This window comes from Pararhodobacter zhoushanensis (genome assembly GCF_025949695.1).
GTDB classification, from domain to species: domain Bacteria; phylum Pseudomonadota; class Alphaproteobacteria; order Rhodobacterales; family Rhodobacteraceae; genus Pararhodobacter; species Pararhodobacter zhoushanensis_A.
This window is the reverse complement of the sequence record NZ_JAPDFL010000001.1, coordinates 456,789-470,796: the sequence shown is the minus strand read 5'-3', so window position 1 is coordinate 470,796 and position 14,008 is coordinate 456,789. Positions and strand designations below refer to the sequence as shown.

Sequence of the window (14,008 nt, the reverse complement as noted above, 5' to 3'; positions counted from 1 at the left end):
CGCCGGGTCCTTGCTTGGCGCTTTGGATGCGCTGCCAGAAGACCGGCGGCCGGCTTGGGATTTTTTCGTTGCTCCCAACGGCTTTCGCGACAAGGCCGGGCTGAAGGCTATCGCGCATGATTCCGTGCGGGGGGCGTTCCTTGGCTTCCCGTATTACCGGTCCGACACGGGCGCTGACGCGGTGATCGCCGATTACGACTGCTTCATTCTGGTCGGCGCTCATCACCCGGTCGGCGCCATCGCAGGCATGCTCAAGCAAGAGATGAGCGACCGTTTCCGCGCCGCCGCGCTGGCCGAGATTTGCCAGACCACGCGGCTTTACCGTTTCGCCCAGGCGATTCGCAGCACCAGTACCGCGCGAATTTTGCTGACCACGCGCCTTGCGCCCACGGATGCCAACCGCGCAGACGTGGCCGATATTGCCCGGACAGCGGCTGAGGTGGCGGCGTTCTGGGCTGGACATGGGGTCGAGTTGATTGCGCAGCCGCAGGCGACCTTGACGCCTGAGGGGCTGACGCGCGTGGAGTCTCTGATCGGCGTCGAGAACCACCACTTCACGCTCGACGCCTCGACTCTGGCGCTGGAGACGTTGCGAGCGGCGCTTGCCGTTCCCCGCGCGGTCAGATCATCCGGATGACGTCTTTCTCGACCGCCAGCATATAGCCTTGCCGCGCGATGTTGCGCACCAGCAGTTCGCTGACCATCTGGTTGCCCAGTGAATCGCGCAGGCGTTTGATGCGGGTGGCACCGGCGGCCTCCTCGCAGTCAGACTCGCGACGGCCAGAAATCACCGATTCCAGCTGCGTGCCGGTCAGCATCTCTCCGTCCATGCGGGCCTCGGCCAGCACGGCGATGGCCTCGACGGCCGCCTCGGTCAGGTTGAATTCCAGATCGTTGATATAAACCTTGCGCTCGGCCCGGCTGATCACCAGCGACGACACCTGAATCCCGGTCTTCTGCACCTGCGCCAGTTTGCGGTTCAGCGCGATCAGGGCTAGCACCAGCACCAGTGAAGTGATCAGGAGCAGACTGGCGAACAGGATCAGCACGAAGATCACGCCGCGATAACTGACCAGCACCTCGGCAAAGGTGGTGCCCGATTGCGCCAGAATCTCCAGCAGCCGCAACTCGGCGTTGCCGGTCAGATCGGCGTTCTCATTGAAGATCTGCAGCACACGCGCGTTGAACTCGTTCGTGTCCGGCAGGTTCAGGAACAGCAGAACCGCCGCCAGCGCCAGGATCAGGACGATGGCCGCGATTCCCAGTACGATGGCGCGCGACCCGATGCGCGTCAGGCTGATGTCAGAAACGGAGGTAGTGTCCATTGGTGTAGCCGGAATTGCCTGGTGCAGAGTTGCTGCTCACTGTGGACACAATATTGGACAAGGTCCAGCCAGACCGGGCAAGGGCGCCGCGAAGATAGGTTGCGGCGCTTTGCGCGTCGCAGGATCCGCCGCGGATCTCGGCCACGCCAAAGGCGAGTTGCACGGGGTTTTGTTGTTGTGCGCGGTACTCGGCATAGCACGCGGCCGAAGCCGGCAGCGCCATCACCAGCGTCGCGCCGGCGGCAAGAATCAGGTGCTTCAGTCGCATGGATGTTCCTGTGGGGTCAGAGTTCCTCATAGGCTAGAACATGCCGATAGGCTGCCTGCTATGCAATATCGCGCCGTGGGAACCGGGTTTCCGCCGGGGGGTTATCCGATAACGGCCTGCCGATATTGCCTGTCAGGGGCGCTGGGGCACACCGTTCCCCCACACCGGAACCGAGCAGCAGAAGACCGCGCCGGTCCCACGATCTTTGCTTGAAAGGTTGGATCATGACACACCGAACTTTCCCCACGGCAGCCTGGGTGGGCATCTTGCCGCGCCGGCTGACACTGGTGGTCGCCGTCGCGGCACTTGTGCTGGGCGGTATGACCGCCGGCGCCCGGCCGGCCAAGGCTGATGCCGACGACATTCTGCGTTTTCTGGCGGGGGCGCTGGTGGTTGGCGCCATCGTTCACGCGATCGACGACAACAGCACGCCGCACTACGCGGGCCGCTGGGCCTTGCCCGGCGCGTGCCTTGAGACGATTCGCGTCAACCGTCGCAACATCGACGCGTATAACGCCCGGTGCCTGCAACGGGCGGGATACCAGAACCTGCCCTATCGCTGCCAGTACGAGTTCCGCGTTGGCAATGGGCGCACCCGCACCGGCTATATCGCCGAATGCATGTACGAAGCCGGGTTTGGCCGCGATCAGGGGGGCTATTCGCCGCCGGACCGCTACCCGCCGCAGTTCAGCCCGCCGCAGTACCATCCGCCCTATGGTCGCCCGCCGGTGCATGGTCGTCCCCCCAACATGTCGCCGCCGCGCGCCGAACCGCCCACCAGCTGGCTGCCCGGCCATTGTGAGATGACCTATCGTCAGGGAGGTCGCCGGATTGATGGCTACTGGGGTCGCTGCCTGCGCGAATCCGGTGTGCGCAACCTGCCCGGCCAGTGCCGCGTCACCTCGACCGACGGGGACCGGATCTTCAACGCCCAATGTCTGCGAAACGCGGGTTTCCGCCGCGGACGCTAAGAGATCTCGTCCCGGATTGACCAAACGCCAATGACCAAACTCTGACTTACACCAAACCCTTTACCTGTTCCTGCGTGACGAGTGCTTTCACGATCCCGACTTGAGGCGTTATCACAATCCATGGACGACCCCGGCATGTGCCGGGGAAGGGGCGGGCCCATCCGGGCTCGCCCCTTGAGGTTGCCCGGCTTGCCCGGTCCGGCGGGGCGTGGTTGAACAGCCCATGACCAATCCACGCACCACCCCCGATTTCGCCTTTGAAGCCGCTCTCAGCCCCCTGCGCGTCGCAGGGGTCGATGAAGTGGGGCGCGGCCCTCTGGCGGGCCCTGTGACCGCTGCGGCGGTGATCCTTGACCCTGCGCGCATCCCCGAAGGCCTGAACGATTCCAAGAAGCTGACCGAGCGTGCCCGCGACCGGCTTGCCATCGAGATCCGCGACAGCGCACTTGCCTATGCCGTAGCCCATGCCAGCGTCGAGGAGATCGACAGCCTCAACATCCTGCGCGCCAGCCACCTCGCCATGCGCCGCGCGCTGGAGGCGCTGCAGCCTGCCGCGCAGCACGCGCTGATCGACGGCAACCGTCTGCCCGAGGGATTGGTCATTCCCGCCGACACCGTGATCAAGGGCGATGCACGCTCGGTGTCGATTGCGGCGGCGTCGATCCTTGCCAAGGTCGAACGCGACGCGATTATGCGTGAACTTTCTCTGACAAACCCCGGATATGGTTGGGAAAAGAACGCGGGGTACCCCTCTCCGGCGCATCTGTTGGCGCTAACGGCCCTGGGGATAACCCCACATCATCGCCGTTCCTTTGCCCCCGTGCGCAAGATGTTGTGTTAAGAACATTAAATAAGGGCCTGATTCAAAAAGGAATTGACGGGGAGTCCCCAATGAATCATCTTAAGGCAACGGAGCGCCTCAAAATCAAAAGAATGGCGCCCGAATGAGGCAGTGATGGCAACGAAGACCCGGGATGCGGCAGCTGAGAAGCTTCCGCTCGACCAAATTCTTGCGGGCGATTGCATTGATATCATGAACTCGTTGCCTGAGGGCAGCGTGGACCTGATCTTTGCAGACCCGCCGTATAACCTTCAATTGAAGGGTTCTCTCCACCGGCCGGATAACTCGGCCGTGGACGCAGTGACCGACCACTGGGACCAGTTCGCAAGTTTTGCGGCCTATGACAGCTTTACCCGTGCCTGGCTGAAAGCCGCGCGCAGGTTGCTGAAACCCGATGGCGCGATCTGGGTGATCGGCAGTTACCACAACATTTTCCGCGTTGGTGCGGCGTTGCAGGATGCCGGTTACTGGGTGCTGAATGATGTCATCTGGCGCAAGTCGAACCCGATGCCCAACTTCAAGGGCAAGCGGCTGACCAATGCGCATGAAACGATGATCTGGGCATCCAAGGCCGAGACGTCGAAATACACCTTTAATTACGAAGCGCTTAAAGCGCTGAATGAAGGTATTCAGATGCGTTCGGATTGGGTTTTGCCAATCTGCACCGGCCATGAGCGTCTGAAAGACGCCAATGGCGACAAAGCGCATCCGACGCAAAAACCGGAATCGCTGCTGCACCGCGTTATCGTTGGCAGCACCAATCCCGGCGATGTCGTGCTGGACCCGTTCTTTGGCACGGGCACCACGGGGGCCGTGTCCAAGATGCTGGGCCGTCATTTCATCGGCATCGAGCGCGAAGAAAGCTATCGCAAGGTCGCTACGGCGCGTCTGGACAAGGTGCGCAAACTGGATGCGTCGGCGCTGGAAACCTCGACCTCGAAACGCTCCGAGCCGCGCGTTCCCTTCGGCCAGCTGGTCGAGCGTGGGATGCTGCGTCCGGGTGAAATGCTGGTCTCGCCGCGTGGCAAGGCCGCAAAGGTGCGCGTCGATGGCTCGCTGGTTTCGGCTGAGCATCGCGGTTCGATCCACCAGGTCGGTGCCTTGCTGGAAGGCGCGCCCTCTTGCAACGGCTGGACCTACTGGCAGTTCAAACGCGACGGCCAGTTGATTCCGATCGATATACTGCGTCAGCAGATCCGGACCGAAATGGCCCGCGACGCCTGACGTCAAGAGTTTACCGCCAGCGTCCTTGGCCCAAAGCCGGGGACGCCACTTGATCCCCGTCCTTGTGGCGGGGGTTTTTTTACATCAAACTGCGACGGGTTAAATCCGTCAAGCCAGTTCATCGGTAAAATGCGGCCGATCCGATCATATGGACTTTACATTTGGGCCATATGGTCCATATCCTGTGGATAACAGGAGATACAGCATGGACGCCGCTCTCACTCTGCATCCAAGTGACGGCCGCGCCGCCGTGGCGCTCAAGGCCTTTGGCCGCATCATTGCGGACTGGGGTCTGTCGCAGGCGCAGGCGGCGGCACTGGCCGATATGTCCGAAAGCACGTGGAAACGCGCGCGTAAGCCCGGCTATGCCGGTGATCTGACGCATGATCAGTTGCTGCGGCTCAGCGCGGTGATCGGCATTTACAAAGCACTGGCGCTCTATTTCGACGAACCGCTGGCCCGCCGCTGGGTCGGCTTGCCCAACAGCGGCCCGCTGTTCGACGGTGCGCGCCCGGTTGAGACGATGATCGCTGATGGCTTGCCGCAGTTCCTGCGCGTGCGCGCCTATCTGGATGCGCTCAGGGGCGGCATGTGAAGATCACGCCTTTGTCTGAACGCGGGTTGGTGCGGTTGATCCCGGCCACTTACCACAAACCGCCTGCCTTGCGCGGGCTGGTCGATACCGATGACGAGCTGGCTGTTCTGGCTGACATCGAAGGGCTGACCTCGGCCCGGCTGACCGCCGAGAGGGGGCGCAACCTGCATCTCGACCGGCGCGAACTGGCGTGGCAGCGGCGGCGGCACGATCTGGCGGTCTATGGCAACAGCCACATCAACGCGGCTTTCGCCTATACCCGCGCGGGCGGCAACCGGTTCAATGACGGGGATCGGGGGGCGTGGTACTGCGCCTGGGACGTGCTGACCTCGGTGGCCGAAGTCGCATGGCACAAGACGCGAGAGCTGCGCTATGTCGGCGTGTTCACCGAAACCGCGCGCTATGTCGAACTGATTGCCGATGTGATCGGTGACTTCCCCGATCTGGGCGATCAGCCACAGCACCCGGCGCTGAACCCCGATCCGGCACTGGGCTACCCCGAAGGGCAGGCGCTGGCCGGGCATATCCGCCGCGAGGGGCACGCGGGGCTGATCTACCCGTCCGTGCGCCACCCCACAGGCCGCTGTCTGGTCCTGTTCGAGCCGACGGCGATCCGCAATGTGCGGCCCGGTGCCAGTTGGGAAATCAGCTGGACCGGGACGCCTGACTACAGCGTGACCGCGCTTTAGTCGTCTTTCTTGTTCTTCTCGGCAGCGGCCTTCATGCGGGCCAGCAGTTCGGATTTGTCGGGGGTGCCGCTGGGCTTGCCCGATTTGGACGTGCGGTCCTGCGGCTCTTTGCTGTTGCGCCGCGGGTTGCCTGATTTGCCGTAATCTACCATGGGTCTTTTCCTTACTCTCGCGCCAGTTCGTGCTGATACCTCAGCCGGGCGATATCTTCGTTGCGATCCGCCTTGCGCAGATCGCTCAGCGTTGTTTCGACGTAATTCATATGGCTCTCGGCAGCGGTGCGGGCGGCAAGAGGGTCTCGCGTCTGGATCGCCGCGTTGATCGCCCGATGCTGCGCCAGCAATTGCTCGCGGGTCGCGTGCTGCCGATACATCTGCTGGCGGTTATAGAAGACACCCTCCTTGAGCAAGTCGAACATGGCCCGCATCATGTGCAGCATGATGATGTTGTGGCTGGCTTCGATGATTGCCAGATGGAACTCGGCATCCAGCGCCGCCTCATCCGTCGGATTGCGCTTCTGATGCGCGGCTTCCATCTTCTGATAGACGGTGTCGATCACCATCAGATCGGTGTCCGAGCCAAAGCGCGCCGCGCGCTCGGCGGCCATGCCCTCAAGGTCGCGGCGAAAGCTGACGTAGTCAAAGACCGCCTCATCGTGGCTGCCAAACAGCTTGATCAGCGGTTCGGAAAACGCCGAACCCAGCATATCCGCCACGAATACGCCCGATCCGGCGCGGCTGATCAGCAGGCCACGGTCCTGCAAATTGGCAATCGCCTCGCGCAGTGACGGGCGGCTGACGCTCATCCGCTCGGCCAGCTCGCGTTCGGACGGCAGACGTTCGCCGGGGCGCAACAGCCCGCGCAGGATCAACAGCTCGATCTGGCGGACCACCCCTTGCGACAGTTTTTCCTGATGGACCGGTTGAAATGGCATGGCCCCTCCCTGATTGGTCAAAAGATATGACCACTGCCGCCCTCGGGCAATGCCTAACGCGCGTAAAGAAGGGGCCGGACCCGCAGGTCCAGCCCCTCACGATGTCAGCCTGAGCAGCCTCAGTTCGGGCGGATGGTGATTTCCACGCGACGGTTCTGCGCCCGGCCTGCGGCCGAGTCATTCGACGCGACCGGTTGCGTCATGCCGGCGCCACGGCCCTGCACGCGGCTGGCCGGTACACCCGAGGTAATCAGCACGCCCGCCACCGCATCGGCGCGGCGCAGCGACAGCGTCTGGTTATAGCTGGCCGAGCCGGTCGAATCGGTGTGCCCGGTGACGATCACCGTGCTGCCGGGGTAGCGCTGAAGGTTGGCGGCGATGGTGCGCAGATCCGATTGCAGATCCGGGCGCACGGCGGCGCTGTCGGTGGCGAACAGGATGTCCTGCGGCAGGGTCACGACGATCTCGTTGCCGGTGTTGACCACGCCCACGTTCGACCCCAGCGAGCCGCGCAGTTCGGCAGCCTGCTGGTCCAGATGGTTGCCGATCACGCCGCCGGCAATCGCGCCCAGACCGGCGCCGATCAACACGCGCTCACTGCTGCCGTTGCCAGTCGCTGCGCCCAGCAGGCCGCCGACTGCCGCGCCGGTCAGCGCGCCGGTGCCTTGGCGATACGGGTCACCCGAGCTGGTGGTGCAGGCCGCGATCAGCGACAGGGCGGTCATGGCCGCAAAAGCCTTGGTTGCCATCATTTGGAAATCTCCTTTGAGAATACGCTTTGCTGGTAAACTATCCAAAGCCCGAAGAGTTCAACAGTATCACGCGCATAGCGCACCGTCACGTTGGCTTGATCGGCGGATTACCACCGATGCGGGTGCGTCAGGCCGCATCCTCGCGCGCCGCTTCCCACGCCAGCATCGCTCGTTTCACCGGCAGCCCCCAATGATAGCCCGTCAGCGCCCCCGATTTCGCCAGCGCCCGGTGGCAGGGAATCAGCCAGCTGATCGGGTTGCGCCCGACCGCTGCCCCAACGGCGCGGTTGGCGGTCGGCTGGCCGATCGAGCGGGCGATCTCGGAATACGAGGTGACATGGCCCGAGGGGATGGTCAGCAGCGCCTCCCAGACCTTGATCTGAAACGGCGCGCCGATCAGGTACAGCGGTGCCTCATCCGCGCCCCCCGCGACGCCGAACGCCGCATCGACCCAGGGCTTCAGCCGCGCCGCGTCCTCGACAAACGTCGCTTTCGGCCACCGTTCGCTCAGATCGGCAAACGCCGCCGCCGCGCCCATTTCGGCGGCAAAGCCCAGCCCGCACAGGCCCTTCTCGGTCCCCATCACCAGCGCCGGGCCAAAGGGGCTGTCGAACCAGCCCCACGAAATCACCAATCCCGCGCCGCCCTTTGCATACTCGCCCGGCGTCATCGCCTCCCAGCGCAGGAACAGATCGTGCAGCCGCCCCGGCCCGGACAGCCCCGCCTCATGCGCCGCTTCCAGCACGGTGAACCGCTCGGCCAGCAACGAGCGCGCGTGCCCCAGCGCCAGATATTGCTGATACCGCTTGGGCGACACGCCGACCCATTGTGTGAACAAGCGCTGGAAATGCGCCGCACTCATGCCCAACCGCCCGGCCAGATCCTCCAGCGCCACGCGCTCGCCGCCCGCCTGATCCAGTTCGGCAATCGCCCGTGCCATCACGCCGTAATGGTATCCCCGCTCGTTAACCATGATGCGCCCGCGCCCCTATCATCTGTCCGTAAATATCCCGGGGGTGAGCCCGGAACGGGCGAGGGGGCTGGCCCCCCTTTCCCCGTCACCCACCCTACGCAGCGGCCACCATCCGGGCGACCCGAAACCTGCGCTTTCAGCCCGCCCACCAGTCGCGCGGTTTCAGCCGCGCCGCGCGCCCTGACTGGTCATCCAGCCACAGCGCCAGCCGGCGCAGCGGTGACAGCGCCAGTTTCAGCCACAGCCGGTTGCGCCGCTTGGAAAAGTCGCGGTTGAACGGGCAGACGCGCAGACAGATCGCGCAATCCGAAGCCAGCTTGGCCCAATAGCCAAAGCATTTCTCCGCATCCGAGGTCCATTTCACCACGCCCTTGATGGCCGAGCGGTTCTGCGTCTCGGCGCTCGGTGCGCCGAACGGCAGCGCCTTGACCGGGCAGGCATCGGCGCAGCGGGTGCAGATGTCGCAGACCGCCTTCACGCCCAGCGGTTTGGGCGTGTCATGCGACAGCGGCAGGTCGGTGAAGATCTTGGAAAACCGCAGCCTTGGGCCAAACTCCGGCGTGATCACCAGCTGATTGCGCGCGTATTCGCCCAGCCCCGCCTTGACCGCAAAGGGGATCACCAGCCCGGTGTCGTTCATCGACGCAACCGCGTTGTATCCCAGATTGCGGATATAGGCCGCGACCTGCATCACGATCGCAGCCTCGTGGCTGTATTCCCGCCCCGTCGCCGCCCCGGCCAGCGCCGACGGGTAGGTCTGCACCAGGGGCTGATCCATCTGATGCCCCAGCACGATGACCGAGGTCATGCCCGGCGGCATCTCGACCGGGCTTTCGGAAAAATCGCGGGTATCGACCTGCGTCTGATAGATCCAGCGCTCGTCAAACCCGGTCACGCCGCACAGATCCGCGCCAAAGAACCTGGCAATGCGCTTGACCTCAGTCGCCATCCGCGCCGGGTCATCAATGGCCACCTGCACGGGCGCGACCGGCGTGTCGGCGCGGATCGGGGCCTGAAATCCTTCGCGCACGCCGTCCCCGGCCGAGCGGTTCGAAATGATGTCACTGACCAGCCACGCCGCATTGCGCAGGGCAAAGTCCTTTTGCTGGAACCCCTCACCCTTGCGCGGATTGGCATCCATCCGGTAGCTGGCAAAGAACGCATCGCTCTGCTTGGAGCGCACCGTGTCATCCCAGAACGCCCGCGTGAACACATCGTCGCGCTGGCGAAAGCGCGTGAAATCGGCCGTCGTCTCGATCCCGGCGGCGGCATCGAGCAGGGGGTCGGGCGGCAGGTTGTGGCCGCTGGCGGGGGCGCTGGTCATGGCGGCAGGCTAGGCGGCGGTTCGGGCCAAGTCAAAGCCTCTGGACGTCGCCGGTGCTTCGCGCAAAGGTGGGGGGAACACCAAGGCCGGGTTGCCCATGAGTTTGCTGATCTCCTTCGCTGCGCTCTTCGCCTCGGTTTTTCTGTTGCAGCTGGGTCTTGGCAGCGTGGTGCCGCTCGATGCGCTGTCAGGGACCGAGCTGGGCTTCACCGCCGAGCAGATCGGTGCGATGGGCTCCACGCATTTTCTGGGCTTCTTCATCGGTTGCTGGTGGGCCCCGCGCCTGATGGGCACCGTCGGCCATTCGCGCGCCTTCGCCGCTTTTGCCGCTGCCGGGACCATCGGCATTCTGGCGCATATGATGTGGGTCGATCCCTGGGCCTGGGCAATCATGCGCATGTCGTCCGGGCTCGCCGTCGCGGGGTGCTACACGATCATCGAGGCGTGGCTGCAGTCCAAGGTCACCAACCAGACCCGGGGCCGGGCGATGGGCGTCTACCGCGTGGTGGATGTGACTGGCAATCTGGGCGCGCAGGTGATGATCGCCTTTCTGACCCCGGCGGCCTATGTCAGCTATAACCTGCTGGCGCTGTTCATGTGTGCCGCGCTTTTTCCCCTGCTGCTCAGCACCTCCGAGGCCCCGTCACCCGGCCCGGCCCCTCGCCTGCGGCCCAAGCTCGCATGGGACAAGTCGCCGCTGGGCGCTGTCGGCGTGGTGGTATCCGGTATCACCGGGGCCGCATTCCGCATGGTCGGCCCGCTCTATGGCCTCGCTGTCGGGCTCGAGGCCAACCGCATCGCGCTGTTCCTCAGCGCCTATGTATTGGGCGGGGCGTTTGCGCAGTTCCCAATCGGTTGGCTCGCCGACAAATTCGACCGCCGTCGGGTGCTGATCTGGATCTCGGTCGGCTCGATCCTGGGCTGCGGCGCGATGGTGGCGGGGGCGCAGGGAAATATCGTGACGATCTTCCTTGCTGCAGGGTTCTTTGGTTTCACCACCTTCCCGATCTATTCGATCTCGACCGCCCACGCCCACGACTTTGCCGAGCAACACGAGCGGGTCGAGCTGAGCGCGGCGCAGATGTTCCTGTATGCGGTGGGGGCCATCGCCAGCCCGGTGATCGCCTCGGCGCTGATCTCCGGCTTTGGCCCGGCCTCGATGTTCGTGTTCATCGCGCTGGCGCATGTGCTGCTGATCGTGTTCGGCCTGTTCCGTATGCAGGCCCGCCCGGCGCCAGAGGCCCGCACGCCCTATGTCTATACCCCGCGCACCTCGTTCCTGATTGGTCGCCTGATCCGTCGCCGTGACGACTGAGCCTTGCCCCTCGCGCGCGTCCCGTTACAAAGAGCCCCTATGGCCGCCCAACTCGATTACCTGACGATCAAAGAGATCTTCCTGCGCTTTCAGGCCGAGGAGGCCGAGCCGAAAGGCGAGCTGGAGCATACCAACGCCTTTACCCTGCTGGTTGCCGTCGCGCTGTCGGCGCAGGCCACGGATGTCGGGGTGAACAAGGCAACGCGCGCGCTGTTCCCGATTGCCGACACGCCGCAAAAGATGCTGGCGCTGGGCGAAGAGGGGCTGATCCAGCATATCAAGACGATCGGCCTGTTCCGCAACAAGGCCCGCAATGTCATCATATTGAGCCAGATCCTGGTTGACCAGTATGGCGGCGAAGTGCCCTCATCCCGCGCGGCGCTGCAATCGCTGCCGGGCGTCGGTCGCAAGACGGCGAATGTGGTGCTGAACATGTGGTGGGGCGTGCCGGCGCAGGCCGTCGACACGCATATCTTCCGCATCGGCAACCGGACGGGCATCTGCCCCGGCAAGGATGTCGAAACCGTCGAACGCGCGATTGAAGACAACATCCCCGCCGAATTCCAACATCACGCGCATCACTGGCTGATCCTGCACGGCCGCTATGTCTGCAAGGCGCGCAAACCCAATTGTCCGGTCTGCCTGATCCGCGACCTCTGCCCGTTCGAGGAGAAAACCCTGTGAAAAAGTACCAAGTCGCCGGTATCGGCAACGCCATCGTCGATGTCATCAGCACGGTGAACGACCATTTTCTGGACCACATGGGCATCCGCAAGGGCATCATGCAGCTGATCGAACGCGAACGCGCCGAGACGCTCTATGGCGCGATGAAGGACCGGCAAGAGGCCTCTGGCGGGTCGGTGTGCAACACCATCGCCGGGGCGGGCGCGCTGGGGTTGCGGACGGCGCTGATCGGGCGGGTGCGCGATGACGGGCTGGGGCGGTTCTTTGCGCAGGATACCGAACGGACCGGCACCGCCTTTGTGAACCCGCCGGTTTCGGGCGGCGAGCTGCCGACCTCGCGCTCGATGATCTTCGTGACGCCGGATGGCGAGCGCTCGATGAACACCTATCTGGGCATCTCGGCTGAAGTTGGTCCCGATGACGTCGACCCGGCGGTGATGGCCGAAACCGAGGTGCTGTTCTTGGAGGGGTATCTCTTTGACAAGAACAAGGGCAAGGAAGCCTTCCTGAAAGCCGCGCGCGCCTGCCGCAAGGCGGGGGGCGCGTCGGCATCGCGCTGTCGGACCCGTTCTGCGTCGACCGGCATCGCGCCGACTTCCGCCGTCTGGTCGCCAATGAGATGGATTACGTGATCGGCAACCAGCAGGAATGGACCTCGCTCTATCAGGTCAACGATCTGGACGAGGCGCTGGCCAAGGCGCAGGCCGATTGCGAGATTGTGGTCTGCACCCGCTCGGGCGAGCCGGTGGTGCTGATGCACAACGGCCACCGCGTCACCGCGCCGGTCAAGACCGTGGTGCCGGTCGACGCAACGGGCGCGGGCGACCAGTTCGCCGCCGGGTTCCTGTTCGGGCTGGTCAACGGTCATTCGCTGGAAACCAGCGGGCGTATGGGCTGCATCGCCGCTACAGAGGTGATCGGCCATATCGGCGCGCGCCCTCGCGCGGATGTGCTGGCGCTGTTCAAGGCCGAAGGGCTGGTGTGATCTTGCAGGCGGCCCAAGCCTCCCCATATCAGACGTCATAGCGACGGAGAAAACCATGGGCTACGTCAAGACCGGGATCCTGATGGCGGCGATGACCGCCCTGTTTCTGGGCATGGGCTACCTGATCGGCGGCTCGGCGGGGGCGCTGATCGCCTTTGTCGTGGCGGCGGGGATGAACCTTTATGCGTGGTGGAACTCGGACAAGGCGGTGCTGCGCATGCACAACGCTCGGCCCGTCGATGCCTATACCGCGCCCGAACTGCAGCAGATCGTCATGGAACTGGCCCGCAACGCCGATCTGCCGCCGCCGGCGGTCTATGTGATCGACAGCGACCAGCCCAACGCCTTTGCCACCGGGCGCAACCCGGACAATGCGGCGGTGGCGGTGTCGACCGGGCTGATGCAGCGGCTGTCACGCGATGAGGTGGCGGCGGTGGTCGCGCATGAGCTGGCGCATATCAAGAATTACGACACGCTGATCATGACAGTGACGGCGACCTTTGCCGGGGCCATCGCCATGCTGGCCAATTTCGCGATGTTCTTTCGCGGCGGTGACCGGCGAGCGAACCCGATAGCGATGATCGCGATGATGATCCTCGCGCCGATGGCGGCAGGACTGGTGCAGATGGCGGTGTCGCGCTCGCGTGAGTACGAGGCGGATCGCATCGGCGCCGAGATCTGCGGGCACCCGCTGTGGCTGGCCGACGCGCTGGGCAAGATCCAGACCTACGCGGCGCGGATCGACAATGACACGGCCGAGCGCAACCCGGCTTCGGCGCATATGTTCATCATTAATCCGCTGCACGCCCATGCGCGCGACAAGCTGTTCTCAACCCACCCGGCGACCGAGAACCGTATCGCCGCGCTGGAAAAGCTGGCGCAGAGCATGGGGCAGACCGGCCGCGCGCGGCCTGCAGATGCGCCGTCGGGACGGGATGCTCAGCAGGGGCCGTGGGGCTGACGGCGGCGTCCAGGGGCTCCCGCACTCTGTCACGGATCAAAGATCCGCTCCGCCGTTTGGGCCGGGCGCCGCTTCGCGGCGCCTTGGGGGCGCTGCCCCCTCGCCCCCCGGGATATTTAGGGGAGCAAAGAACGGCAAACGGCGTGATCCGCAAGGACCACGCCGTC

At 64.4% G+C, this 14,008-nt stretch carries 16 protein-coding genes and 1 pseudogene; 10 read left to right on the top strand and 7 right to left on the bottom strand.

Annotated elements, in window-relative coordinates; translation table 11 throughout:
• The first annotated feature begins 10 nt into the window (after positions 1-10).
• Positions 11-637, top strand: a complete 627-nt coding sequence (locus OKW52_RS02400) for a hypothetical protein (RefSeq protein WP_264504296.1) — start codon at positions 11-13, stop codon at positions 635-637.
• On the opposite strand, the gene OKW52_RS02395 is transcribed toward OKW52_RS02400, so the two are convergent.
• Both OKW52_RS02395 and OKW52_RS02390 read right to left on the bottom strand, forming a co-directional pair.
• Positions 621-1,325 carry a winged helix-turn-helix domain-containing protein gene (locus OKW52_RS02395; protein ID WP_264504295.1) on the bottom strand — a complete coding sequence of 235 codons (705 nt, stop codon included), beginning with the start codon at positions 1,323-1,325 and terminating at the stop codon, positions 621-623. The two genes, OKW52_RS02400 and OKW52_RS02395, sit on opposite strands and share 17 nt — an antisense overlap.
• Positions 1,303-1,593, bottom strand: coding sequence for a hypothetical protein (locus tag OKW52_RS02390; RefSeq protein WP_264504294.1), 291 nt, complete (start codon positions 1,591-1,593; stop codon positions 1,303-1,305). Before OKW52_RS02390 ends, OKW52_RS02395 begins: the two co-directional genes overlap by 23 nt.
• A gap of 224 nt (positions 1,594-1,817) precedes the next feature.
• Between OKW52_RS02390 and OKW52_RS02385 the strand changes: the two genes are divergently transcribed.
• The 5 genes from OKW52_RS02385 (at position 1,818) to OKW52_RS02365 (ending at position 5,913) form a co-directional block, all read left to right on the top strand.
• Entirely contained in the window at positions 1,818-2,564 is a 747-nt protein-coding gene (locus tag OKW52_RS02385; RefSeq protein ID WP_264504293.1) for a hypothetical protein, read from the top strand.
• Between the two features lie 223 nt (positions 2,565-2,787).
• On the top strand, positions 2,788-3,405 hold the full coding sequence (locus OKW52_RS02380; RefSeq protein ID WP_264504292.1) for a ribonuclease HII: 618 nt from the start codon (positions 2,788-2,790) through the stop codon (positions 3,403-3,405).
• 114 nt (positions 3,406-3,519) lie between these two features.
• Entirely contained in the window at positions 3,520-4,629 is a 1,110-nt protein-coding gene (locus OKW52_RS02375; protein ID WP_264504291.1) for a site-specific DNA-methyltransferase, read from the top strand.
• Between the two features lie 205 nt (positions 4,630-4,834).
• Positions 4,835-5,224, top strand: a complete 390-nt coding sequence (locus tag OKW52_RS02370; protein ID WP_264504290.1) for an MbcA/ParS/Xre antitoxin family protein — start codon at positions 4,835-4,837, stop codon at positions 5,222-5,224.
• On the top strand, positions 5,221-5,913 hold the full coding sequence (locus OKW52_RS02365) for an RES family NAD+ phosphorylase (protein WP_264504289.1): 693 nt from the start codon (positions 5,221-5,223) through the stop codon (positions 5,911-5,913). Before OKW52_RS02370 ends, OKW52_RS02365 begins: the two co-directional genes overlap by 4 nt.
• On the opposite strand, the gene OKW52_RS02360 is transcribed toward OKW52_RS02365, so the two are convergent.
• The 5 genes from OKW52_RS02360 to OKW52_RS02340 all read right to left on the bottom strand — a co-directional run bounded on the left by OKW52_RS02360 (position 5,910) and on the right by OKW52_RS02340 (position 9,896).
• Positions 5,910-6,065 (bottom strand): hypothetical protein, encoded by a 156-nt coding sequence (locus tag OKW52_RS02360; RefSeq protein WP_164736614.1) that lies wholly within the window; start codon positions 6,063-6,065, stop codon positions 5,910-5,912. The genes OKW52_RS02365 and OKW52_RS02360 overlap by 4 nt on opposite strands.
• 11 nt (positions 6,066-6,076) lie before the next feature.
• Positions 6,077-6,847 carry an FCD domain-containing protein gene (locus OKW52_RS02355; RefSeq protein ID WP_264504288.1) on the bottom strand — a complete coding sequence of 257 codons (771 nt, stop codon included), beginning with the start codon at positions 6,845-6,847 and terminating at the stop codon, positions 6,077-6,079.
• Between the two features lie 119 nt (positions 6,848-6,966).
• On the bottom strand, positions 6,967-7,599 hold the full coding sequence (locus tag OKW52_RS02350) for an OmpA family protein (RefSeq protein ID WP_127106165.1): 633 nt from the start codon (positions 7,597-7,599) through the stop codon (positions 6,967-6,969).
• A 127-nt stretch (positions 7,600-7,726) separates the two neighbouring features.
• Positions 7,727-8,572, bottom strand: coding sequence for a bifunctional helix-turn-helix domain-containing protein/methylated-DNA--[protein]-cysteine S-methyltransferase (locus OKW52_RS02345; protein WP_264504287.1), 846 nt, complete (start codon positions 8,570-8,572; stop codon positions 7,727-7,729).
• A gap of 136 nt (positions 8,573-8,708) precedes the next feature.
• Positions 8,709-9,896 (bottom strand): 4Fe-4S double cluster binding domain-containing protein, encoded by a 1,188-nt coding sequence (locus tag OKW52_RS02340; protein ID WP_264504286.1) that lies wholly within the window; start codon positions 9,894-9,896, stop codon positions 8,709-8,711.
• Between the two features lie 97 nt (positions 9,897-9,993).
• Here OKW52_RS02340 and OKW52_RS02335 point away from each other — a divergent pair, with 97 nt between their 5' ends.
• From OKW52_RS02335 to htpX, 4 genes and pseudogenes are all read left to right on the top strand, one after another.
• The gene (locus tag OKW52_RS02335) at positions 9,994-11,211 is read left to right on the top strand and encodes an MFS transporter (protein WP_264504285.1); all 1,218 of its coding nucleotides are present in this window, start codon (positions 9,994-9,996) and stop codon (positions 11,209-11,211) included.
• Between the two features lie 39 nt (positions 11,212-11,250).
• The gene (gene nth, locus OKW52_RS02330) at positions 11,251-11,895 is read left to right on the top strand and encodes an endonuclease III (RefSeq protein ID WP_264504284.1); all 645 of its coding nucleotides are present in this window, start codon (positions 11,251-11,253) and stop codon (positions 11,893-11,895) included.
• A pseudogene (locus OKW52_RS02325) lies at positions 11,892-12,880 on the top strand (adenosine kinase). The gene nth and the pseudogene OKW52_RS02325 overlap by 4 nt, the downstream one beginning before the upstream one ends.
• Positions 12,881-12,935: 55 nt before the next feature.
• Entirely contained in the window at positions 12,936-13,841 is a 906-nt protein-coding gene (gene htpX / locus OKW52_RS02320; protein ID WP_264504283.1) for a zinc metalloprotease HtpX, read from the top strand.
• Positions 13,842-14,008 lie beyond the last annotated feature (167 nt).